The sequence below is a fragment of the Sphingomonas sp. OK281 genome (assembly GCF_900115295.1).
Taxonomy (GTDB): Bacteria; Pseudomonadota; Alphaproteobacteria; order Sphingomonadales; family Sphingomonadaceae; genus Sphingomonas.
The window spans coordinates 134,383-155,826 of the sequence record NZ_FOVZ01000008.1 but is presented as its reverse complement, the minus strand read 5'-3'; the positions used below and the strand labels follow the sequence as shown (position 1 = coordinate 155,826).

Annotated in this window: 21 protein-coding genes and 1 pseudogene; 10 read left to right on the top strand and 12 right to left on the bottom strand. The window is 58.9% G+C overall.

Features of this window, described 5'->3' with window-relative positions; all coding sequences use genetic code 11:
• Positions 1-212: 212 nt before the first annotated feature.
• Both BM244_RS20865 and BM244_RS20860 read right to left on the bottom strand, forming a co-directional pair.
• The gene (locus tag BM244_RS20865) at positions 213-503 is read right to left on the bottom strand and encodes a hypothetical protein (RefSeq protein WP_139227034.1); all 291 of its coding nucleotides are present in this window, start codon (positions 501-503) and stop codon (positions 213-215) included.
• A 153-nt stretch (positions 504-656) separates the two neighbouring features.
• On the bottom strand, positions 657-977 hold the full coding sequence (locus BM244_RS20860; RefSeq protein WP_175518343.1) for a hypothetical protein: 321 nt from the start codon (positions 975-977) through the stop codon (positions 657-659).
• A 323-nt stretch (positions 978-1,300) separates the two neighbouring features.
• Between BM244_RS20860 and BM244_RS22875 the strand changes: the two genes are divergently transcribed.
• The gene (locus BM244_RS22875; protein ID WP_139227032.1) at positions 1,301-1,894 is read left to right on the top strand and encodes an imm11 family protein; all 594 of its coding nucleotides are present in this window, start codon (positions 1,301-1,303) and stop codon (positions 1,892-1,894) included.
• Between the two features lie 103 nt (positions 1,895-1,997).
• Here BM244_RS22875 and BM244_RS20855 read toward each other — a convergent pair whose 3' ends face one another.
• Positions 1,998-2,354, bottom strand: a complete 357-nt coding sequence (locus BM244_RS20855; RefSeq protein WP_093400832.1) for a hypothetical protein — start codon at positions 2,352-2,354, stop codon at positions 1,998-2,000.
• Here BM244_RS20855 and BM244_RS22870 point away from each other — a divergent pair.
• Entirely contained in the window at positions 2,353-2,721 is a 369-nt protein-coding gene (locus tag BM244_RS22870; RefSeq protein ID WP_139227030.1) for a hypothetical protein, read from the top strand. The genes BM244_RS20855 and BM244_RS22870 overlap by 2 nt on opposite strands.
• Before the next feature lie 173 nt (positions 2,722-2,894).
• Here BM244_RS22870 and BM244_RS23690 read toward each other — a convergent pair.
• A pseudogene (locus tag BM244_RS23690) lies at positions 2,895-3,070 on the bottom strand (helix-turn-helix domain-containing protein); the annotation flags it as partial.
• Between the two features lie 545 nt (positions 3,071-3,615).
• Between BM244_RS23690 and BM244_RS20845 the strand changes: the two are divergent.
• Both BM244_RS20845 and BM244_RS23310 read left to right on the top strand, forming a co-directional pair.
• Complete coding sequence (locus BM244_RS20845; protein WP_093400850.1) at positions 3,616-4,446, top strand: oxidoreductase; 831 nt, start codon at positions 3,616-3,618, stop codon at positions 4,444-4,446.
• A gap of 592 nt (positions 4,447-5,038) precedes the next feature.
• Entirely contained in the window at positions 5,039-5,365 is a 327-nt protein-coding gene (locus BM244_RS23310) for a hypothetical protein (RefSeq protein WP_175518342.1), read from the top strand.
• Between the two features lie 88 nt (positions 5,366-5,453).
• Here the strand turns inward: BM244_RS23310 and BM244_RS20840 are convergent, their stop codons facing one another.
• From BM244_RS20840 to BM244_RS20830, 3 genes are all read right to left on the bottom strand, one after another.
• Positions 5,454-5,804, bottom strand: coding sequence for a hypothetical protein (locus BM244_RS20840; RefSeq protein ID WP_093400831.1), 351 nt, complete (start codon positions 5,802-5,804; stop codon positions 5,454-5,456).
• Between the two features lie 562 nt (positions 5,805-6,366).
• Positions 6,367-7,032 carry a VC0807 family protein gene (locus BM244_RS20835; RefSeq protein ID WP_254784689.1) on the bottom strand — a complete coding sequence of 222 codons (666 nt, stop codon included), beginning with the start codon at positions 7,030-7,032 and terminating at the stop codon, positions 6,367-6,369.
• Positions 7,029-8,429: an 8'-apo-carotenoid 13,14-cleaving dioxygenase gene (locus BM244_RS20830; protein WP_217649186.1), complete on the bottom strand. Its 1,401-nt coding sequence runs from the start codon at positions 8,427-8,429 to the stop codon at positions 7,029-7,031. Before BM244_RS20830 ends, BM244_RS20835 begins: the two co-directional genes overlap by 4 nt.
• 54 nt (positions 8,430-8,483) lie before the next feature.
• On the opposite strand from BM244_RS20830, the gene BM244_RS20825 reads away from it, so the two are divergent.
• Positions 8,484-9,020, top strand: a complete 537-nt coding sequence (locus tag BM244_RS20825) for a TetR/AcrR family transcriptional regulator (RefSeq protein WP_093400829.1) — start codon at positions 8,484-8,486, stop codon at positions 9,018-9,020.
• 262 nt (positions 9,021-9,282) lie between these two features.
• Here the strand turns inward: BM244_RS20825 and BM244_RS20820 are convergent, their stop codons facing one another.
• Positions 9,283-10,206 (bottom strand): LysR family transcriptional regulator, encoded by a 924-nt coding sequence (locus BM244_RS20820; RefSeq protein ID WP_093400828.1) that lies wholly within the window; start codon positions 10,204-10,206, stop codon positions 9,283-9,285.
• A gap of 86 nt (positions 10,207-10,292) precedes the next feature.
• On the opposite strand from BM244_RS20820, the gene BM244_RS20815 reads away from it, so the two are divergent.
• Both BM244_RS20815 and BM244_RS20810 read left to right on the top strand, forming a co-directional pair.
• On the top strand, positions 10,293-10,823 hold the full coding sequence (locus BM244_RS20815; protein WP_093400827.1) for an NAD(P)H-dependent oxidoreductase: 531 nt from the start codon (positions 10,293-10,295) through the stop codon (positions 10,821-10,823).
• Between the two features lie 337 nt (positions 10,824-11,160).
• The gene (locus tag BM244_RS20810) at positions 11,161-11,718 is read left to right on the top strand and encodes a GGDEF domain-containing protein (RefSeq protein WP_139227028.1); all 558 of its coding nucleotides are present in this window, start codon (positions 11,161-11,163) and stop codon (positions 11,716-11,718) included.
• 25 nt (positions 11,719-11,743) lie between these two features.
• Here BM244_RS20810 and BM244_RS20805 read toward each other — a convergent pair whose 3' ends face one another.
• Positions 11,744-13,549, bottom strand: a complete 1,806-nt coding sequence (locus BM244_RS20805) for a putative bifunctional diguanylate cyclase/phosphodiesterase (protein WP_175518341.1) — start codon at positions 13,547-13,549, stop codon at positions 11,744-11,746.
• Between the two features lie 8 nt (positions 13,550-13,557).
• Complete coding sequence (locus tag BM244_RS20800; RefSeq protein WP_139227026.1) at positions 13,558-15,042, bottom strand: hypothetical protein; 1,485 nt, start codon at positions 15,040-15,042, stop codon at positions 13,558-13,560.
• A 193-nt stretch (positions 15,043-15,235) separates the two neighbouring features.
• Here BM244_RS20800 and BM244_RS20795 point away from each other — a divergent pair, with 193 nt between their 5' ends.
• Entirely contained in the window at positions 15,236-15,736 is a 501-nt protein-coding gene (locus BM244_RS20795) for a hypothetical protein (protein ID WP_254784688.1), read from the top strand.
• An 81-nt stretch (positions 15,737-15,817) separates the two neighbouring features.
• Positions 15,818-17,032, top strand: a complete 1,215-nt coding sequence (locus tag BM244_RS20790; RefSeq protein WP_093400823.1) for an MFS transporter — start codon at positions 15,818-15,820, stop codon at positions 17,030-17,032.
• A 1,327-nt stretch (positions 17,033-18,359) separates the two neighbouring features.
• Here BM244_RS20790 and BM244_RS23305 read toward each other — a convergent pair.
• Together BM244_RS23305 and BM244_RS20780 are read right to left on the bottom strand one after the other, a co-directional pair.
• Complete coding sequence (locus tag BM244_RS23305) at positions 18,360-18,521, bottom strand: hypothetical protein (RefSeq protein WP_175518340.1); 162 nt, start codon at positions 18,519-18,521, stop codon at positions 18,360-18,362.
• 164 nt (positions 18,522-18,685) lie between these two features.
• Positions 18,686-19,051 carry a GNAT family acetyltransferase gene (locus BM244_RS20780; protein WP_254784694.1) on the bottom strand — a complete coding sequence of 122 codons (366 nt, stop codon included), beginning with the start codon at positions 19,049-19,051 and terminating at the stop codon, positions 18,686-18,688.
• Between the two features lie 269 nt (positions 19,052-19,320).
• On the opposite strand from BM244_RS20780, the gene BM244_RS20775 reads away from it, so the two are divergent.
• Positions 19,321-21,219: a cytochrome c/FTR1 family iron permease gene (locus tag BM244_RS20775; RefSeq protein WP_254784692.1), complete on the top strand. Its 1,899-nt coding sequence runs from the start codon at positions 19,321-19,323 to the stop codon at positions 21,217-21,219.
• The last annotated feature ends 225 nt before the right edge of the window (positions 21,220-21,444 follow it).

Below are 21,444 nucleotides of genomic sequence, written 5' to 3'. Positions count from 1 at the left end.
TGCTCGTCAGTCAGCCAATACAGGTCGCTCATCGCCAGTCTCCTTGCAGAGCCTGAATCAGATCGCGCCTCTCACATCAATGGGTCCTGACCCTAGCCTGCAATCGGCAGCGGACCGGCGTCGTCTAGCTCCCAACTCGCCAATTCCCGAAATTCGATCGATTTCAGGACGGCATCAGGCGTCTTGATCACCGGGACTACAGACAGCGGTCGCTAGGAAGGTTCCCAGAAGCGCACGGTTGCGCCCTCAAGCTCCCCGGCAACGCGATCGCTGAGAGATCGACCGCGATCGTTGAAGTCACGTGCAGCGGCATCATCGTCAAAGCCGGATCTGGCCGGATCGTCGATGTTCAGTGTCGCGTCGTATTCGCCGGCCCAAGCCCACAGTGCCTCTACAAGCCCTTCGCTTAGCGGCAGAGTCTGGGGGGTGATGTTGCCAACCCGTTCGCCTCCGTCCCACCACAATGGCGCGCAGCCGTAATCGGCCATGACCTTAATCTGCATAGTGATAGCCTCACCGATTGCGATCGGTAGCGCAACGGCTTGCGTCTCTAACATCGGCAAATGTTACGGACCAACGGGATTCCCATTTCTCGATCGGTTGTGGGAACGCTCGCGCGAAGATCGACAATCCCACGATCTGATCGCTACGAAGGGCTATGTCCGTGCCCAGCCAGTATAAGAGGCAGCGCCGGTCGTCATATCGATCAAAAAGGTGTCACCGCCGATGCGGCTTGCATAAAATCGTCCTTCGATATTGCTAATGGCGGCGAAGGTGTCGGTCGCGGGGCGGGTCGCATCGAACTCCCGGTGCATGTCGTTCGTCGCGCCTGGTTCCGGTGCGATCTGCCAAACGGGCCGGTTGCCGGCGTCGAACAGGAACACCTCTCGCCCCCAAATTTCGCGGTGAATGACATCCCTCGACGGATACGCTTCGAATAGAACCAGACGCCCCGAGCCTGGCACCGGTAAGATCATGCCGATAGGGTAAGACTGCACAGCCTGATCCGATATTCTTGTTCCACACACCACAATACGAGACTGCGGTTAATTCCTCAAACTCGATCGATTCCGAGAACGCCCTCACCGTCTCACTGGCGGTTCGTTTGCGAGAATGCCCCGACGCGCCGCTCGTGACGCAAAAAGGAAAAGCTTTGTATTTAATATCAACGCCGTGAAGGGCTAGACCGCTACGCTCTAAATTCCAACGTTAGCATTTCGAATACCGAGGGTCGTATAGCACTAGCTCGACCTGAAGCCGCTCACCGCTGTCTTTGGGGCCGTAGGAGCCTAACCACAGCATGACAGTTTATGGTGCCTCGTATGAGCCATCTGGCCTTCGAAAGCCCAATGGGAAAATTGTCGGAGGAGCAACCGAATTGTTGCTCCAAGACGAAACTCCCGATGGCGGCATAAATACAAGGGTCAGCAAATCATCAAGTGGCCGTCCGGTTCAAGTGGTGAGCGTTCCAACGCAAATATCTTGGCCAGCAAACCTAAAGCTCCAAGACTATGAGGCGCTTTTCGTTCGGACTGTAAGCGATCGGTTACGATATCTGATCGAAGATATTGAGCCTAGCGTGCATCAATTCATAGAGTTGCACTATGTGCGAAAGACTGGGGAAATTTTACATAAAAGGTGGTTTTGGCAAGTATGCAACCGGATCGATAGCGTATTCGCCGAACGTCCCGGTTGGGTATTTGATCGTGTGTCATGGAGATATCCGTCGGGAGATAAGCTCATATTTGACGTGACAAAATCAAAAGGATCACACTTTTGGCATGAGAAGCATGTATATTGCGGACTCATGATGAGTGAGCATGCAATGGCGCGATTAAACGAAGAAGACATCTCTGGTTTTAGCCTTCACGAGTATGCCACTGTACAAAGTTAGCTTCCCGGGGGCGAGTGCCAGATAGCGGATACGGCAGATCAGGCACTCATTCCCGAAGATCGATCCCTTTGAGAAACAAAACCGCCGTTATCAGCCGGTATATTCAGTGCGACGCAGCCGCTTGCAGCCCCTCTGCATCGGTGAAATCACGGAGCGACAAATCGAAGTTGTAGCCCATGTCGGTGATGCGGAGTGGGTTTGAAATACCTGATTGAAATGCCAGAACAAACAGCGCAGCGGGGCGTTCAAGATACCCATCTACCGTTACCGTTTCAACATCCGCACTTAGGCGAACGATCAACTCGCTATCGTCGCGGGCACAAAGATATTGGCTGACTGCCCCGATACCTGGTCCAGTTTGAGTGACGGTCCAATCGGCAAGAGACGTGATTGCTCGCTCAACAGCGACAGGGTCGAACGCCTCGTTAGGGCCAAGGAAGATGAGGATCTTATCTGACATGGCGCTCGCATACCGTTCTTGCCTCGCTCTGTCTGGTGTTTATCAGACGCCACCATTCATTGCTGACCGTCCGGATTCCCATTTCTCGATCGATTCCGAGAACGCCGATCTCTTCTCGCCTGCCGTTCCCTTTGCGACGGCAGGAATGACCAGCTTCGCCCGTTTCAAGTCTCGGGGCGCAACCGGCCCGTACCTTGGTGCGCTATCGACGTTCGACAGTGGGCGAAAGCGTAACAATCAGCGCGCCAAAGATGGTTCCCAACAGGGAAAATGCCAGCCAGACTGCCACGACTACTACAAAAAAACCAATATTCGCCTCATGATGCGCAGCCATATCCGCGTTTTTGAAGAAATAATACGCATATAGAATTCCGCTGCTCATCAACGCCCAGCTAGTTACTCCAACGGCATTACACCAGTCACGAGAGCGCTTGAGAATTCGATTGAGGCTAAAGGTCGTTAACCAGCAGCCCAACGATCCGAGTAACGTCCAGCCGACCAAATAGAGAGTAGTATCCTGCATATCGTCTTGTAGCATATTCAGTCACGGCAGCCCAATGATCCGGCCATTTTGGACCCCCTTCGGTAAAGCCGTGATATCGTTGCCTGGTCGACACCGAGTAGGGCGGCAACTGTGCGTTGCGTATCGCCAGCAGCGAGCCGTGTAGCGCTTCAGCCTGCTGGTAAGGGGTAAGGGCAGCGCGCCGGCTGAACTTCGCTCATGCCTTCTCGCCCGCCGTTCCCTTTCGGGAACGGCGGATCGGCCGGAAGCGCCCAAAAATAGACATTCACGGTCTTCACCCCGCTTCCATTTGCAGACGTTCGTTCATCAAAGTGGAAAGGCGGCATCAGAATCTAGCATAAGTCGTTATCACACCATCCTTTTATACAAGGCGGTGTGTGTGTGGCAGATCACGTTCCGGAATGCGAAAGAGCCCGAACCGCTGGGGTTAACGCCGCCAGTAGCGAAAAATTGGGATATGACGATTGTCCCTATGATGAAGATCACGAGCCAGTCTTACAGGCCATTTGGCAGGACGGATTTTTGACAACAAAATTATACGGAACGGGATGATTTGACCGCACCACGGTACGACCCTGCGACCAGCGAGTAAGGAAGACGCCCCGATCCCGTAAGCGGACCGTCTGCTTTCTCTGGTCTATTGCATTCGCTTTAACCCCGGCTGGTTCTCGAGACCGCTCGCCGAAGCTTATCGGTGAGCAAAAGGCAGCATTTCCTGTGTGCACAAAGGATCATATGATGACCGACCAACACGTATGGCTAATCACTGGGGCCTCATCCGGCTTTGGAAGAGAACTCGCCAAGGCCGTCATCGCGCGCGGCTGTCGCGTTGTCGTCACAGCGCGCAACGCCGCTGACCTCGATGGAATCGGCGGCGCACCAGAGCAGGTCTTCCCGCTCGATCTCGACGTAACCAATTACGAAGCGATCACCACCGTTATTGCAGCCGCGACCGAGCGTTTTGGTCGAATTGACGTGCTGGCGAACGTCGCCGGCTATGGTTACATGTCGTCAGCTGAGGAAGGCGAAGAGGCGCGCATTCGCGCGATGTTCGATACCAACGTCTTCGGACTTTTCGCTATCACGCGCGAAATCTTGCCGATCATGCGCGCTCAGCGGAGCGGTCACGTCATCAGCATTACGTCGGTCGCCGGGATACAAGGTATGCCACGATCAGCATATTACTCGGCAACAAAGCATGCGGTAGAAGGATTCTCAAAGGCTCTGGCCGCGGAGGTGGAGCCGCTTGGCATCAGGGTAACCTGCGTCGAGCCCGGAGCTTTCCGAACTAACTTCGCCGGTAGCTCTGGGCAGACGACCAAAACAAAAATTAAGGATTACGCAGAAACCGTTGGTGCAAGCATGGACAAGGCCGCTCAGGGAAGTGGTAACCAACCTGGCGACCCGGCCCGCGCCGCGTTGGCTATGATCTCGCTGACCGAGGAAGATAACCCTCCACATCACCTTGTCCTTGGTGCGATCGGATACGAGGGGGTCGTGAATACAATCGAGAAGCAATTACAGGAGATTAGGTCACGTCGAGAGGTTGCGCTATCGGTCGATTTCTGAAGAAATATCCGATCTATTTAGAATATCTTAGTATTAAGCATTGTAATTTATATTTAACACCCCCCCCCGGAAACGTTTATACCCCTTCCAGGGAGACGATAAACCCGCTCCTTCTTCCCAATTTAGAATCCAGACCGTGTGAAAACCTTGCCTCATAATTTTGTTAGGTAATTTAACTGCGCCATCCCCGATCCCACACCACCTAAGGCGCTTAGGTGCGGCTCTGAGCGATACTATATTGCGAGCAACACGCTCCTATTGAGGTTGGCGCTGAGTATTCGCACGGTCTGGATCCTTTTCGGGAAAGGCTGCAGCGTCGGGCACGTCCGCCAGCGCTATCTGCCTTCCCAATAGCGGACGGTCCGCATTCCACCAAACCCGACCATTCCCAAAATTCGATCTTCGCGAGAAAGCCGGACGTTGAGCGCGTCCGGATTCACGGTATAAAAAGGGCGTGCACCCAATCGAATCCTTGACGGTAGGCGATCGCTTAATCGATCCTGGCATCTTTTCGGTCCCGGAAATGAGCCTTAGCTCATCTCGCCAAAGCGCGACGTGTCATCAAGTCACAGTAGCCATTCGTCCCGACACAATGGTCAATTTCCTGACGCCGAGTTATGAGGCGTGGGTAGCCGAATCCAAACAAGATGATAATCAGATCGGGAAACCGTTCGACGCATTGGCACTGGCGGGGTATCCAAGCCTGCATGATCTTACATCAATGCCAGATATCCTTGGGGATGTATTAAGCTCATATCTCTTGGCTGATTTTATCGGCCGGTTGACGTGGAATGGATCACAGCCAATTCAGTACTGGTTGGATAGCTTCACAAGGTGTGAGGCACACGGCGGATTAATCTACCTCCACGGTACGTGCTACAGCGATCAAGTAGCAAACCGACAAGCGGGTGGCAGCTAAGCTCTCAAACCCGATCGTTCCCGAAATGCCATCCTTACCGGGGATGGGGGCAGTATTGTTCGCACGATTGCCGACGTTGCGCCCGCAATCAGGCAGCGGCAAATTTTACCCATCGTCGTTCAAGTCCCGCAGCATCAGCCTTCTTGCTCGGTCCGGCTCGATCCAATGCTAGCATCCACTTTTGCAGTGCGTGCCTAGCGAACCTTTGCCCGCTCTCGGTCAACTGGGAAAAGCGCAATTCGAAATCAGGGGTTCGTGTGACCCGCACTCCATCGTTGAGTAGCCCCTTGTCTCGCATGAACTCCGCAAAGACGTAGATCTTCTCGGCCCCTTGCCGCTGATACTCGCCGTCGTCCGGCACGACGTTGCCATCGTCGTCGTAGGTGGTCACCTGCTGATTCAGCAGCCACCCTGCCGATACTAACACGAAATCTTCCATGCCGACTCTATGCCAAGCCTACAGGGCATAGGTCGAGCGGTTCCTGACCACCAAATCCAGACATTCCCGAAATTCGATCCCAATAGGGATAAGCGATGGCTACAGTGGCGCGTTTCGGAACTTACCGGGCGTACAGGTCCGCAGCGACTACACGATTTGATCCGTCACGGGACGTAACGATCTCGCAGTTGCAAAACAGCTGCTTTCCGACGAGCCTTGCCATATTGGCGTTATCAAAGAAGGTTGTAAATTTAGGAAGTTCTGTCTCTGCGATAGCCGGGAAGCTCCGTCGCCCCGCAAGATCGAAGGTATAACCGTATTCAAGGTCATAGCTTACTTGGTAGACGGTACGCCCTTTTGCAATCTGATCGCTTCTAGGCGTAACGGCTTGCGGTGATTGGTGGAAGCACGCGGGCAGACTGACCATCGACAAAAGTGAGAGGGCTGAAATAAGTCTCATGGTCTAACGTCGCACGTAGGTTCGCCTCTGCCAAGGTTGACAACAAGGCCCGCCGCGCGGTTTTTCTTGAAACGAGATCAATTGCGAGAAAATGCTGGCTGGTCATCGTGCCGCACGGCGTTGCGCCAGCCGCCTGTACCAGACGGTCCAAAGGCCGAGCGCACCCATCGAGCCATAGCCGACGAACGGGCTGACGAGCATGTAATCGTGGATGCTGAGCGTGAACACGAGCACGCAGGCGAGCGCCGACGACGCGAGCAGGCCGATGCCCCAGACCAGCGTCATGATCGTCATCACACGACGAAAGCGGGGCGTATCGCGTTTGGCTTCAAACGCGGCGACCTCGTCGGGCGACTTGCGGGCGAGACCCGCCCGCGCGAGCTGATAGATCAGCGGACGGCCGATCGCAGCCGAGCCAAGGAACACCAGGCCGATCAGCGCTGAGACGAGGTTCTCGCGAAGCTGGAGGAACTTGGCGGAGCCACCGCCCAGCATGGCGAGAAGCGACAGCGCGATGCCAGCCAGCACGAGGATTGACAAGGCATCGACCCGACGACGACGGACGAACTCGGCTAGCGACCAGAGCAAGGGCGGCAGCGAAGACGCCATCAGCGCGACCACGTCGCCCGAGTGCGGTGCCACCCGATCGTAGATCAGCAGCGGTAGCCCGAAATTGACGCCCGCCTCGATGGCGATGATGCCGATGCGGCTACCCGTCTGACGGTACATTCCAGCGCTGTCCTTCATGGTCGTGGTGATCGTGTTCATTGTGCGGTGCCCCCGTTGATCCAATTGCCGTGGAAGCCCGGCGGAACGCGGTGCGGCAGGCGCACCCTAGCGACCGGCGCGCGCTCGAACCTGCCCGCGTCCAGGATCACTAGCTCCGTGGTGTCGGTCGGCTCATCGATGACGAAGCCGATTAGCCAACCCTCATCCTCACCGGCATCCCCGTGCGCGGGCACGAAAACGAACTCGCCCGGATGGCGGCCAGCACCGAAGTCGTGCACCTCGTGGCCACCCTCGATCAGATCGTGCTTGTAGAGCCGGCCTGCGCTCTGGAAGCGGCGGTCGGATTGCACGCCCATGGCATAGGCATAGCGGTACGCCTGGCCGAACCGACGTTCGTCGATGCGGGGAAACTCCTGCGGTGCGGCGTCGATGGTGCCGACCGTGGTCGTGCCGGTGGCAGGATCAAGCGTCCAACGCTCCAGTCCGCGCGAGGTCGCGTCCGGTCCGCTGGGCTCGCCGGCAAACATCGTCGGATAGGCGCACACATCGAGTACCACCCGCCCGTCAAGCAGATCGAAGGCGTTGGCGACGTGGAAGACGTACGCCGGGTCGACGTCACACCAGATGATCGCGTGCTGGTCGCCGTCCCTGGGCATCAGGCCGACGCGGGCACGATGCGCCGGGTTCCAGGCATAGGGCAGCGGCTGGCCCGCCAAGTGTGTCGCCAGTGAGAAGGTCACCGGCAGATCGAGAATGACCACGTAGCGCGTCGTGATCGCACAGTCATGGATCATCGGACCGTGCTCGACCGCGATCGGCTCCTCGCGCACCACCTTGCCCGTGGCGTCGAGGACGACATGGCGGATTTCGTTGGGACGGCGGCCTTCGTAGCAAATGCCGTGATACTCGCCGGTCAGCGGGTCCCGGTGGGGATGCGCGGTGAACGAGCCGACCAGTGATCCACCAAAATCGTCATAGTGCTGCACGTCCAGCGTCTCGGACAGTTCGACGGGGTAGCTGCCCCCTTCCACCACCACGAACACCCGCCCTGCCAGATCGACGACGTTGGTGTTCACCGTGTCGCTGGGCCCATGACGCGGCCCCGGCGCCGGCGTCGTACCGCGAGCAGCGGCATTGGCGTGCGACCCGATCCAGCGATTGCGGTACCACAGCGCCTTGCCGTCGCGGATCGCCAGACCGTGCACCATGCCGTCGCCGGTGAACCAGTGATAGGAAGCGGGATCGGGGGCGACCGGGTTCGGCCCGGTGCGCAGATAGCGACCGCAGAGCGCTGGCGGGATGGTGCCACGCACCTCCAGCTCGGTCAGAGTCAGTTCCTGCTCCATCGGACGATGGATACCCGTCAGGAAGCGATGGGCCGTCCGCTGGCTTTCCCCGACCTCATCATCATCCATTCTCGCCAGAACGCTAGCCATACCCGCCTCCAATGTTTACACCGTGAGCATAGACGGCAAGGTAACGGTGTCAACATGGAAAAGCGCTATCATCATGGCGATCTGCGCGCAGCACTGATCGAGGTCGGCCTGCGGTTGCTCGCCGAACGTGACGTGGAAGGCGTGTCGCTGCGGGAAATGGCACGTGAGGTCGGGGTCTCCGCAACCTCGGTTTACCGGCACTTCCCGGACAAGGCGGCGCTGATGCGGGCGCTGGCCCGCGAGGGGTTGGATCGGCTCGCCGTTGCGCAGCAAGAGGCGGTGAGTGGCAAAGAAGGCGCTGCCTCGTTTGCGGCGACTGGCCGGGCCTATGTGCGGTTCGCGCTCGCCAACCCGGCCATTTTCCGGCTTATCTTCACCTCGTCCGCGCAGCTCCAGGCGACAGGTGAGATAGAGGCATTGCGGATGTTACGGGCCAATGCCGCTGCGGCTTCGTCCGGGGATGCTGGCCCGGAGCAGGCAGAGAATGGTGCGTTACGGGCCTGGTCGCTCGTTCATGGTCTCGCGATGCTGATGCTTGATGGCCAACTGCCTGCCGATGATCGGCTTATCGATAAGCTCATCCAAGGGTGAACGGGGGAGCACGCGAACATTCCCATTTTGCCATCCTTTTTGGGAAAGCCGGCAGCTGCCCAATGTCGGCTATCGCCACCCGCCCTCCCGAAAGCAGCCGGTCCGGTTTCCTTCCCAACCCGGACATTCCCAAAATCCGATCCTTTTCAGAAACGGCTGGCCGACTGCCTTCGCCCATTCCCTGCCATAGAACCCGCCCGCAGCCGATCTTGGAAAGCTGCTGTTCCCGAGGTTGCTTGGCGCAACATCGCGCAAGAGTGGATCACTCTACCTGGCCGCCATCGGCAGGAGTTCGTATCAGCGTCCGGACACTGGAGACGACGAATTGCACGGCGCGATCCTGACTGCGTCGGCGATGCCATGCAAGACGGAGGGTGAAACTGTCGAGCGGCAGCGGTGGATCAAATGCGACCAATCCAAGATCCGTAGGATTGCCGAACGCCACCGTAGGCAACAGCGCGACCATGTCGGACCGCCGGATGATGGCGGGCACGAGAAGGAAGCTTGGCACCACCATCCCGATCCGCCTCTGATGGCCGAGGGCGGCGAGCGCGTCGTCGACGGACGTTCTGGTGCCGCCACGGGACGAAACAATGATATGCGGCCACGAAAGCCAGCGATCGAGATCGAAGCACGGCGCCGCAGGATGATCGCGGCGCATCACGACTCTGTAACTTGCCTTGTCGACAACCTCTGTGTGAAAGTCTGGTCCGATAGTTTCCGGCAAAACCGAGACCGCCAGATCGACCGTGCCGCGAGCGAGCTGCTGGACCGCCTGCTCGCCACCACCCCAAGGGTGCAGGACGAGCTCAATCCCCGGCGCCTGCCCGCTGACCTCCGCATGAAGCGCGGGCGCCAGCGACGTGGCCAGCGCATCCGCCATAACGATGTGCACGGTCTGACGAACGTCCTTCAGCAGCGGCGCATCGATCGCGACCAGTCCTCCGATGTCTGCTATGATCTCGGCGAGTGGCTGGCGAAGCGCTTCGGCCTTGGCAGTCAGCCGCATCGTGCTGCCGACCCGTTCTAGCAGCGGATCGTCGAACAGGCGGCGGCAGCGCTCGAGCGCGCTCGAGGTTGCCGGTTGCGACAGGGCAAGTTGGCGTGCCGCCCGCGAGACATGCTCCTCCTCGAGAAGAGCATGCAGAACCGTCAGCAGATTGAGGTCAATGCCGCGTATATTCATGTGGCGAATGTAGTACCATATTAATCATCCATTGGAAGTATAGAGGCTCCTGGGTCATTTGTCGGCGCGCATGAAGGAGATGCGCAATGAGAACCACCGTCCTTATCTTTCACTTAGACTATGCGCGATCGCATGCCAATCGTGCCTTGGCCGACGCCGTCGATACGTCGCCGGACGTCGAGATCGTCGACATGGGCGGCTTGTATCCTGATGGGGCGATCGAGTTGGAGGCTGAGGTCGCCCGTCTTCTCGCGGCGGATCGGCTCGTGCTGCAATTTCCGGTGCAATGGTATTCCACACCGCCTCTGCTCAAAGCGTGGCAGGACACGGTGCTGACCCGGATGTATTATATGCGCCCTGTGGAAGAGGGCGAACGGCTGCGCGGCCTGCCCGTAATGATCGCGGCGACGGCCGGTAACGATCCGTCCGCCTACACGTCAGGAGGCGCTAACCTGTTCTCGCTCGAAGAACTGTTGAAACCCCTCCGCGCCACCGCAAACCGCTGCTTCTGGCGCTGGGCCGATCCGTTCCTGATCTACCGTGCTAACAAAGCGTCGGCGGACGAACTAGCATTGGCGGGACGGCTCTATGCTAAAAGATTGGCGGAGTGGAATTGAACGTGACTGTTTACTGCCGCGACCCCGTTCGGCAGCCAGCCCACCAAAACGTCATTCCCGTTACACCATTCAGACTGTGCGGAAACTCGCCGCTGGCTGATGCCGCGCCTGCAATGCACGGGATGAGGGCGGTGTTAGTGGCTGAGGGTTACAGGCGGCACCGGGCCACCGATAGAGCGCCATCAGCCGCGGAGGCCGGCCAGAAGGGATCTTTTGGCGTTAGATCAGGCCTGCACTGCCCGGATCAGCCCCTGTACGCCGACCAGGTTTATCGCCCGCCTGAGATTATAGGCGAGCGCCGTCAGACTGAACTCGGCGTCCCGTCGCACTCATCGGCGTGTTCCAGGACGTCACCCGTCGTTACGAGATGGAGCAGGCATTACGGCGATCGGCCCACACCGACGAGCTCACCGGACTGACCAACCGCGCCGGCTTCAACCATGCGCTATCCGCAGGCATTGCAGGCGGCCATACGAACGGGACGCCACTTGCGCTGCTGATGATCGACCTGGACGGGTTCAAAGCGGTGAACGACCGCTGTGGCCATCTGAGGGGAGACCAGGTCCTGCGGACGATCGCAACAGCGCTACACGCCTCTTATCTTACCGAATGTGTCACCGCGCGGCTTGGTGGCGACGAATTTGCGGTTATCGTCCGCGGAACAGACCAGGATGCGGTGTGGGCCTTAGTCTTGAAACTGCTCAAAGACCTTCGTCATTCGGTCGATATCGGTGACGGGGAACAGCTTTGCGTGTCGGGCACGATCGGTGTCAGCTGGCTGGCGACGGGCATGACCGAACGGGATCTTCTGCGTCAGGCAGACATCGCGCTGTATCACGGCAAGCATACCGAACGCGGGACCGCGACGACCTATTCCGCGCTCATCGACCGTTGAAAACGCCTTTCCTGAAGGGGGAGCGTCATCCGGTTGCAGCCATCTTGGGGTGGTCGAGTACGGCGCCATTCTTGAAGCTGTCGATAACCGCGGGCCGGCCGATGTGATAGCCCTGCACGACATCACACCCCTCCGCGCGTAAGCGGTCGAGTTGTTCGGATGTCTCAACGCCCTCGGCCACCACAGGCATACCAAGCCCTCGACCCAATCCAATCACAGCCTGGACAATGGCAAGGGATTGCGGGTTTTCGTCCATGTCCCGAATAAACGACTGATCGATTTTCACCTTGTCGAAGGGGAAGGTGCGGAAATAGTTGAGCGACGAGTAGCCGGTACCAAAATCGTCCATCGCTACTGACACGCCAAGCTGACGCAACTCGGTAAGCAGGCGGATGCCCCGAGCGGTATCCTTGATCAGCATGCCTTCGGTCACCTCTACCTCAAGCCGTGTCGGTGAAAGACCCGATTGTTTCAGGATCGCGCCTATCTCGGCGACGATACCGTCATCGTCCATTTGCGCCGGCGACAGGTTGACGGCGACCTTCAGCTCCGGGCTCCATGTCACAGCCTCGTTTGCAGCGATCTCAAGCACGAGCCGTCCGAGGTCCGGCATGATGCCGCTCTCTTCGGCGATCGGGATAAACATCGCCGGTGCGATGCGGCCCAGTCGCGGATGATCCCAGCGGGCTAAGGCTTCAAAGCTGATGATCCGTCCCGTTTGGGCATCGGCAAGAGGTTGGTACTCGACATGGATTTCGCCCCGCTCGAGCGCGCTTCTCAAGTCCGCCTCGACCTGCCGGCGCTCACGTGCGGCGTCGTCCATCGCCGGCTCGAAGAAGCACCACTGATTGCGGCCATCGTTCTTGGCACGGTAAAGGGCGAGATCGGCATTGCGCAGCACCAGATCGCCGTCATCGGCATCGCCCGCTTGATGAATGGCAACGCCGGCAGAGGCACCGATCCCAACGCCGCGGTCTCGAATGCCAAAGGGCCGTGCCAGCGTATCGATAGTTCGTCGTGCGATACGTCCGGCCGTCTCGCTGTCAGCAACGAGAATGGCGAATTCGTCACCGCCCAATCGGGCTACGGGACAGCGTGCTGTGGTCACGATGCGCTGCGCGGCTTCGACCAGAAATTCGTCGCCGGCCGCATGGCCGTAAAGGTCGTTGACGATCTTGAACCGGTCCAGGTCGAGGCAGATAACAGCCGGCGTCCCGCCGGAGGCGATACAGTCATCGACGATCTCGCCGAACCGCGTCCGGTTGAGCAGACCTGTCAGCGGATCATGATGAGCGAGATAGGCGAGGCGCTCGTTGGCTTCACGTTCTTCGGTCACATCCTGCGCAAAGCCCAACAGGATAGTCTGACCGTCGGGGCCAACAGATTTGATTTTGGTAGCCTCGATCTGTCGGACCATCCCGTCGGGGCGGGTGATGGTTCGATCGAGCATGATCGGCCCTACTGCCGCCATCGCGCGATCGGTATAATTTCGATATTCAGCAAGGTCGTCGAGGGGGAATATTTCCCCCCATGTTTTGCCTACGATCTCAGCCTTGGTACGCCCACTCAGTTGCTCAAAAGCGCGGTTGACGAAAACGTAGCGATCGGATGCCGAGTTCTTCGCGTAGATCGCAGCCGGCATGTTGTCGACGATGGCATCGGTAAGCGCGCGGCTGGCCTCCCGCTCGGCCTGAAGGGCGCGGCGAACGGTCGCATCACGCAGGATAGAGACAACCGTCACCGCATCGCCCTCACGGTGAACGGCCAGGGTCAGCTCGACATGTACCTCGCTGCCGTCACGTCGAAGGGCCGGTATCTCAACGGCTCGCATGGGCTGGGCTACGGGTGATGCGACCAACCGCTCAAACCCCGCTGTGTGAGCCGTCCGCATCGCTTCAGGAATGATGAAGGTGATAGGCTCTCTCCCACCTGACTGCTGACGGTCGGCCCTGCGGCTTGCGAGAAGGTGGCGAGCCAATCGGCCTCGGTAACCACTCCGTCTGCCCGATTGGCGTCCAATAGCTTACGAACGAAGGTCAGGGCATCGGCGTAGGCATTCTCTCGCTTTAGGGCCGCCTCTGCCGCAAGAACGAGCAGCGCGCCGCAGGCGTACTGCGCCTTGTAGTCGCCCCGGCTTTCGGCACTCGACAGCGGCTTGCCCGCCCCGTTGAGCTTGAGGCAGTCGTCCATTTCCTGTTGGAGCTTGGGATGCGGATCGTAGTCTTGGACGAGATGCTGGGTTGCCCTGATGCCAAGCACATCAGCGCTACCTTCCGTAATCCACCCCTCCTCTGGCTTTGAATATTGAAGCGTCTGACCAATCCAGAAGTGAGAGGTTTCGTGGCCGAAGAACGCCCGTAGCGTGGCGAGAGTTTTAGGGTCAGCCTCAAGCATCTTTCGACCAGAGACAGCCATGACGACTAGCCGGTCCATCACACTGCCACCGATCGACATGCCCGGCCGTTCAGCGCCCTCCCAGGCAATCAAGGCGGTCGGCTTGCTGCCTGAAGGAACGCCAAGGCGCTCAGTATAATACTCCATTAGGCGGGGCAGGAATGCGTCGAGCTGGCCGCGCACCCAGACCGGAAGGCCAGGATCAACTATCTCGGCAAAATGGTCAGTGGCGACCAAAGGGCCGGAGCCGATGTACACGTAGGTGTCAGGACCGGAGAGCGGTATTGTGGCCGCATCCTCGACAACACGGCCCCGGACTAGCAGCCGATTGCCCTTGTCCCTCACTGTGAGCGTGGCGGGCGCGTCCGCGATCGCGTCCCAATCGGGGCTGGCGGGCAGCGCCTTGGCCACGGCGACGGAGGCGAGCGGCGAAACCACAAAATGATGCGTGTAAAAGGCGAGGCCGCCATCAGAAAAGGTCAGCGCTGGTGCATAGTCTGAACGCAGCGGTCGCGAGAACGGCGTGACACGAATGCGTACGTGACGCAGAGCGCGTCCGTCGCTGCGGTAAAGCGCATCGAAATTGCCGAGGTGAGACAAGGCTACACCCGGAGTGACGACTTTGAAGCTGGCCAAGCGCCATTGCACTTTGTCGATGCTGTCCTTCGAGCGTTGGAAGAACCATACCGGAGCGAACTTGCGGAACGTATAGTCTGCTGTCCATCCTTCACGGTCATGCTTCAGCACGATGCTTACAGCCGGGCGCTCCGGGGGGGCAGCTTGCGTCGTCTCGGTTGTGAAAAGGAGGATTGCACACGCGACCAACTGGGCAATCGGGAACCGCATATGTCTAATTCCCCTCGACGCACCTAAATTTTTATATTGCGGTCCTTCCGGGCAGCGCGCCAGTGCTAAATAGCTGTCGATCATCCGTAGCTTCGCTGACCTTTCCCAAAACTCGATCGATTCCGAGAACGCCTTTTCCCGTCTCGCCGGCCGTTCCTAATCGGGAATGGGTGATTGTATAACGATCTGCCCATCTCGACCAATTCATGCGCTAGACCTACTGTGTCTCGCAGAGATTTAAGGGGGAATGGCCGTGGGGGCATGGGGCGCGCTTATCATGAGCTTCTTCGGAGCGGTGTTCGCCTCGTTGACGCTATATTGGCAATGGCATCTGTCCGGAGTCGCTTTGGCCGCGCCCTTTTTGGGGTTTGTCCTGATTGGGCTTGCCGCCAGGCATGTTATCCGTTCACCCGGTGAACGAATAAAGCCGTCCCCGAGAGAAGAACGAGCTATTAAGTGGAGTACCATCGGTGAAGGTGTTGGGCTTTTCATTGCATCCAATATCGTCATCAATCTGCATCGGCCCGACCTTCTTTTGCCATCGATGGCGCTAGTCGTAGGTCTCCATTTCTTGCCCATCGCTTTCGCCGCTGGCTTCCGTCCATTCTATGCTCTGGGCGCAGCTCTGATTATTGCAGCGATCGCCGGCTTCATCATTGGGGCTCCTATGGGTGGCGCGGTCGCCGGGTTCATGGCTGCTAGCGCACTCTGGCTTGCATCGGGAATGGCAGTCCGTCGCGATTGGTTGGCAAAGGGAGGGAAGGCAGTCACGGCCTGATCGTATCCCAATTTGTATAGGTCGTCGCTTTCGCCCAGCTGCGCCTGCTCGGATAACAACGCCATCAATAGGGGAGCGCTGGTGGAGATACGGCTTAGAAAGGGTTGGGGCTGGCTGCTGCTGGTCACGCTTACCCTCTCGACCATCGGCGACGAAATTTCGTTGATAACCTTGATGTTTCGAACGGCCGGAAATCCCATACCGTTCGCTGTACCGATGCTGCTCGTCGCGCAACTACTACCGGGCCTGCTAGCGACGCCCCTGATCGGACGGTTGGTCGACTCTCGCGACGCGGGCAAGCTGCTGGTTGCGACCGCTCTGGCCGACGCCGTCATCATCGCATGGATGGCGTGGCATCCCGATCTTGCCTCCACCATCACCGGTGCCAGTATCCTTAGCGTCCTGTTCGCAATCGGGGGCACCGCCAGTTTCGCCCTCATCCCGGTCCTGGGGGCCGAGTTAGGCATGACGCTGCCACGGGCGAATGCGGTGCTAGAGTTCGTAAGAAGCGCGGGGATGCTTGCCGGACCTATCGTGGGCGGTGCGCTGGTGGCGTGTGGCGGAACCGGCAATGCGCTGCTGATCGATGCGGCGAGCTTCGCGCTGTTAGCGGCCGTTGTGTTCGGAAGTGGTTTGCGCCGGCCGGTCACGATTGATGACGATAATCAACATCGGACACTCCTATCCGAATATCTGCCCGTCCTCCGAGATCGCCGCATCACCATCATGATCGGCGCGCTAACCTTGGGGGTTTATGCGACCGCCATTGCCGACGTCGCCTTCGTTTTTCTCGTTACGGTCTCTCTGGAGTCGGGACCAACTGCGTTCGGGCTGCTGACCGCTTGTTGGGCGGGAGGGATGATGGCGGGGGCCCTCGCCTCCGGGACGATGGCCATGCGACAGCCGGCTTCGTTCGCGTTTGGCTCGGTGACCATCATGGGCGCTACTATGCTCGCGATCGGCATCGGCATCGGCATTACGACGACGATCGGCAGCCTTGTTTTCGTAGGGATTGCCTTCATTATCGGCGGTGCCGCTAATAGTGCCCACAATGTAGCGGTGCGAACGATGCTACAACGTGAAGCGCCTTCTGCCGCGCACGGCAAGGTCGCCGCGATCTACAGCGCTGCGACAAGCAGCGCCGGCATTCTGGGCTATATGACCGGAGGGCTGTTCGCCCCAGGCGGGGCTATCCATGCTTACATACTTGGGGGAGTGCTTGGTGTCGTAGCCGGCTTGGTGGGATGGCTGCTGTTCACGTCGATCAAGGCCCGAGCAATGCCACCGCCAGCCTAACGGCCTTCTCATTAGCTATTTGGGAAGAGTTTTGGGAACGGTTCGTCGTTCTCTTTTCTCGATCGATTCCGAGAACGCCGATGCCTTCTCGCCGGACGTTCCTTTTTGGGAAAGCACTTCCGCCCTTTTAATGAAGGTGTTTTCGCTTCAAGACCCAATTAATTCTCAGAGGAGCGGATCATGAGTAGCACGGTTCGGTTCGGTCTCTTTGCAGCTAGCTTGCTCGTCACGACGGCGTTGGTCTGGGGTGGGGCCGACTTAGCTATGCTGTTCGTGCGCTGGGCCAGCGAGCATGAAAGCGCCGCCAACGTTATACGATCACTAGCTGCACCTACTCTGACGATCGCGGGAGTTCTCATATATCGTCGTCATAGGCGCACTGCAATTTGAGCCAATGCGCTCCGATGCTCAGCATTGAATGTTCCCACCTAGCCATCGTTGAATGGGACAGCCGACCTTCTCGAATGCCATTTTTTTGAAATGCGAGCCAGCGAGCCAATTAAGCGCCAGTTAAGGGTCTAGCTGCTCTTTGCAATGCTGACGTTTGAAAAAGGCAGATGATGCACTCCATAGTTCTAATACTTGGAGTCACCGCATCAATAGTGGCCGCAATCGCGGAATTGCTCATTGCAAAAGAATCGGGCAAACGTAATCACATGTGGAGAGGGGGAGGGCTAGCGGTCATCGCGTTAATCCTCTTATTCTCAATCGCAAAATACCCGTAATTGGTGGATCGGGCATTCCGTCAACAATCAATTCCTGAAACAGCATCCTCAATCGAAGCTATCCAAGTTGTCGTGATCGGCTGACGCAAGATCATACAGATTCGTTCGCCACCCTCGCCTTATTCCTTGCTACGCTGCGGTCTGAAAATTCGGCAAAAAGAACCTTAGCTCGGTCGCCGTCCTTCACACGAAGCGCAGTCTTAGCTTTGTCTAGAAGCTGGTGGTCACTCAATTCTGCGTTGCTCATCTCAACCTCCGAATGGCGCTGAAAGCAGATTGAACGCGACGTTGGCTGCTGTCCAGCGACTGCTTCGGGATCGACAACCAGCCCGGTTAGCTACCGAGTTTGGGCGACTGCGGAAGGGCCGCTTTGCCATAAACGTGGTGCCGTTTGGGTATCCCAATCGGGAAGGCGATACCTTGGCATCTGTAATATGCTATGGGGATCCATAGAGGAGCCGGTCTATGGGTATGCTGGTCGTTTCGGCAGTGTTCGTCGTGATACTCATCGCCTTAGCTTACCGCGCGAACGCGCGCTCCGCAGCGAAAGCCGACTTCCCATGCAGTGGGGAATCACTGGAGCGGTAAACTGGTCCGCGCCCCTATTTGTTGCGCTTGCCTTCATACCGATATTGGCGATCGGCGTTCTTGGCTTTCAGGTATTCATGGCAATGAATGTCCCGGCTCGGGTCGGGCAGGAGGGGCTCGTGCTTCCCGTGTTGGTCGCCACCGGTGCCACTCTTGTTGCGGTCCAGCTTCTCCATTTTTGGTTGATCACGAGGACTTTACGCCGAAACGTCGGGTAGGTCTCGTTCACTGGCTAAAACGCCGTTCCCGATCAACCATCGTTTGTAGGAAAACGCATCAAGCAACGTGGCAGAATAGGCGAAATCATCGGATGCAAGTCAGCCGATACGCCGGCCAAGGCTCACTCTATCCTCAACCGCATAGCCCAGCCATCATAGAACCGAACGACTGCCTCATTCGAAGTCCGAACCTGAAGATTAACCTTGCCACACCCTAGAGCGCTTAGCGCCTGTTCAGCGTGGCGAACGAGCATGGTTCCCAGGTTACGTCGCCTAGCTGATTGCCGCACGGCGACTGAATAGAGCCAACCTCTATGACCGTCATAACCGGCCATCACGGACCCGAGAACGTCAGCCCCCTCTACCGCAACAAACAGTAAGTCGGGCTGAAAAGACACCTTAGCAGGGACGGCATTTATGGCCTGATTCCAAGGCGGGTCATTGGGGAAGGCTTCATTCCAAAGAGCATTCAGCCTTTCGAAATCCATGTCCTGATAGCGCCTGATATTCAAATCGTGGCCTTCCTGATCAACGCTGGCGGTTGTGACACCTAGCCTTACTCACCGCCACTACGTAGACTTTGCGAACGGTTCGCATTACGAGTATGAAAGGTTGTGCATTAGGACGATTGATGAACTTTAATCGGGTCGCTGCGGACGGGCCAGCCACCGCTGTCGTGTCGTTGTGGAACGGGACACACCTAACGACCCGAACGCCAACGCGGGGCAATCGTACCGTGTTGTGCTTCCTGCTCGTGATGCTGGCAATTTTGCTACCTGGCACAGCTGACGCGCAACCTGCCGCGCCAGTCCAGACCGCGTGGCGACTGCTCGACTATGTAGCGGTCGATTACCCGGGAGCGGTTAAGGACGGCCGGATCGTCAGCGCCACCGAATATGCCGAGATGCAGGAGTTCTCGGCGTCGGCGCGCGAGCGTATCACCGAACTCCACGGCTCTGCCGCCAAGTCGGGCCTCTTGCGCCAAGCTGGCGCACTTGATCGATTGATTGCGGCCAAAGCCCCCGCCGACGCGGTAGAGACCGCGGCCCACACCCTCGCGGCTGACCTCATCAAGGCATATCCGGTGCCGCTTGCACCGTTCGTTGCGCCCGACTTCGTACGCGGGCGCGCGCTGTTCGAGCAGAAGTGCGCGAGCTGTCACGGCGTCACCGGTGACGGCGAAGGACCGAAGTCGGTCGGTCTCGATCCTCCGCCGATTGCCTTCCTCGACAAGGCACGGGCGCGCGAACGCAGCACCTTCGCCTTTTATCAGGTGCTGGAGCAGGGGATCGACGGTACCAGCATGGTGAGCTTCGCCGATCTGGCACCGCAGGATCGTTGGGACTTGGCGCTCTACGCCGGCAGCTTCGCCTATCCGTCAAGCAAGGTCGCGGAAGGGGAGCGCATCTGGAAGAGCGACCCGGACCTGCGCGCCCTGATCAACATGGAGAAGCTGGTCGGGATGACCCCGGCTGATCTCGCCGGCGGGATCGGCGAGGCGAAGGCCGATGCCGTGATCGCCTATTTGCGCCGCAACCCCGGTGCGGTCGTGCCGCGGAACGCCGGCACACTGTCGCTTGCCCGCGAACGGCTTGGCGAGGCTGTTACCGCTTATGCCCGCGGTGACCGTAAGGGCGCGACCAACCTCGCGCTGTCGGCCTATCTGGACGGCTTCGAGCCGGTCGAGCCAATGCTGTCGGCGCGCGACAACGCGCTGATGGTGCGGATCGAAGGCGCGATGGGCGCGCTACGCGCCGGCATCGCCAACGGCGCTCCACCAACCTCCGTGCGCGATCAGGCACGCGCGCTCGACACGCTGTTCGGCGAGGCGGAAGCCGCACTTGCGCCCGAACGGGCGTCGGGCGCGTCCAGCTTCTTTGGCGCCTTCACGATCCTACTGCGCGAAGGGCTAGAGGCGCTGCTGATCGTCGTCGCCATGCTCGCCTTTCTGCGCAAGGCCGAACGCCGCGACGTGATGCCCTACGTGCATGGCGGCTGGGTCGCGGCGCTGGTCGCCGGCGCCGCCACCTGGGCCGTCGCCACCTATGCCGTCGAGATCAGCGGCGCGAGTCGCGAACTAACGGAAGGGTTCGGCTCGGTGTTCGCCGCGTTGGTGCTGTTGTGGGTTGGCATCTGGATGCATGGCAAGAGCAGCGCCGATGCCTGGCAACGCTACATCCGCGAGAAACTGACGACGGCGCTCAACGCGCGATCAGCGTGGTTCCTATTCGGCCTGTCGTTCGTCGTGGTCTACCGCGAGGTCTTCGAGACGATCCTGTTCTACGCAGCGATATGGACGGGAGGGAACGGCGGATCGGTGTTGACGGGAGCGGCCTCAGCTGTTGCGGTTCTCGCCGTCATTGCGTGGGGGATGATGCGCTACAGCCGCACGCTGCCGCTCGGGAAGTTCTTCGCCTACAGCTCGGCGCTGATGGCACTGCTGGCCGTGGTGCTGATCGGCAAGGGTGTGTCCGCCCTGCAGGAAGCGGGCTGGCTTCCGGTCAACCCGGTCGCTGGCTTCCCGCGCGTCGAAATCCTCGGCCTCTATCCAACAACAGAGGGGATCGCGGCGCAGCTTGTCATGGCGGCGCTGCTGGCGATTGGCTTCGGCCGCAACCGGGTCACCGCCGGCACTGCGAAGGAAGCGACCGCCTAACTCCGCGACGCTTTGCGACCTGCTCGAAAACGGTCGGATCACGATCTATCCTGCGGCTATGATCGCGGGCGTACCGATGGCGCCCGTCGCCGCCGGCGCGGCCTTCCGAGAAGAACCCGACGAACCCGATATCGGTATTTTCAAACGTCGAAGGTGTCATAACTGAACGGTTGTGACACCGCGGACAGACGTTGATCCTTTCCCTTTTCAGTGCGCGAAACCGAT

What these genes read in the sequence shown, in the direction of transcription:
- BM244_RS20860 (WP_175518343.1), bottom strand. Translation starts at nt 977, where the DNA reads ATGATCTTACCGGTGCCAGGCTCGGGGCGTCTGGTTCTATTCGAAGCG.
- BM244_RS20830 (WP_217649186.1), bottom strand. Translation starts at nt 8,429, where the DNA reads ATGGCTAGCGTTCTGGCGAGAATGGATGATGATGAGGTCGGGGAAAGC.
- BM244_RS20845 (WP_093400850.1), top strand. Translation starts at nt 3,616, where the DNA reads ATGACCGACCAACACGTATGGCTAATCACTGGGGCCTCATCCGGCTTT.
- BM244_RS20855 (WP_093400832.1), bottom strand. Translation starts at nt 2,354, where the DNA reads ATGTCAGATAAGATCCTCATCTTCCTTGGCCCTAACGAGGCGTTCGAC.
- BM244_RS20820 (WP_093400828.1), bottom strand. Translation starts at nt 10,206, where the DNA reads ATGAATATACGCGGCATTGACCTCAATCTGCTGACGGTTCTGCATGCT.
- BM244_RS20775 (WP_254784692.1), top strand. Translation starts at nt 19,321, where the DNA reads ATGCTGGCAATTTTGCTACCTGGCACAGCTGACGCGCAACCTGCCGCG.
- BM244_RS22875 (WP_139227032.1), top strand. Translation starts at nt 1,301, where the DNA reads ATGACAGTTTATGGTGCCTCGTATGAGCCATCTGGCCTTCGAAAGCCC.
- BM244_RS20835 (WP_254784689.1), bottom strand. Translation starts at nt 7,032, where the DNA reads ATGAACACGATCACCACGACCATGAAGGACAGCGCTGGAATGTACCGT.
- BM244_RS20815 (WP_093400827.1), top strand. Translation starts at nt 10,293, where the DNA reads ATGAGAACCACCGTCCTTATCTTTCACTTAGACTATGCGCGATCGCAT.
- BM244_RS20840 (WP_093400831.1), bottom strand. Translation starts at nt 5,804, where the DNA reads ATGGAAGATTTCGTGTTAGTATCGGCAGGGTGGCTGCTGAATCAGCAG.
- BM244_RS22870 (WP_139227030.1), top strand. Translation starts at nt 2,353, where the DNA reads ATGGCGCTCGCATACCGTTCTTGCCTCGCTCTGTCTGGTGTTTATCAG.
- BM244_RS20800 (WP_139227026.1), bottom strand. Translation starts at nt 15,042, where the DNA reads ATGATCGACAGCTATTTAGCACTGGCGCGCTGCCCGGAAGGACCGCAA.
- BM244_RS20805 (WP_175518341.1), bottom strand. Translation starts at nt 13,549, where the DNA reads ATGCGAGCCGTTGAGATACCGGCCCTTCGACGTGACGGCAGCGAGGTA.
- BM244_RS20780 (WP_254784694.1), bottom strand. Translation starts at nt 19,051, where the DNA reads ATGGATTTCGAAAGGCTGAATGCTCTTTGGAATGAAGCCTTCCCCAAT.
- BM244_RS23310 (WP_175518342.1), top strand. Translation starts at nt 5,039, where the DNA reads ATGGTCAATTTCCTGACGCCGAGTTATGAGGCGTGGGTAGCCGAATCC.
- BM244_RS20865 (WP_139227034.1), bottom strand. Translation starts at nt 503, where the DNA reads ATGCAGATTAAGGTCATGGCCGATTACGGCTGCGCGCCATTGTGGTGG.
- BM244_RS20825 (WP_093400829.1), top strand. Translation starts at nt 8,484, where the DNA reads ATGGAAAAGCGCTATCATCATGGCGATCTGCGCGCAGCACTGATCGAG.
- BM244_RS23305 (WP_175518340.1), bottom strand. Translation starts at nt 18,521, where the DNA reads ATGGAGAAGCTGGACCGCAACAAGAGTGGCACCGGTGGCGACCAACAC.
- BM244_RS20795 (WP_254784688.1), top strand. Translation starts at nt 15,236, where the DNA reads ATGAGCTTCTTCGGAGCGGTGTTCGCCTCGTTGACGCTATATTGGCAA.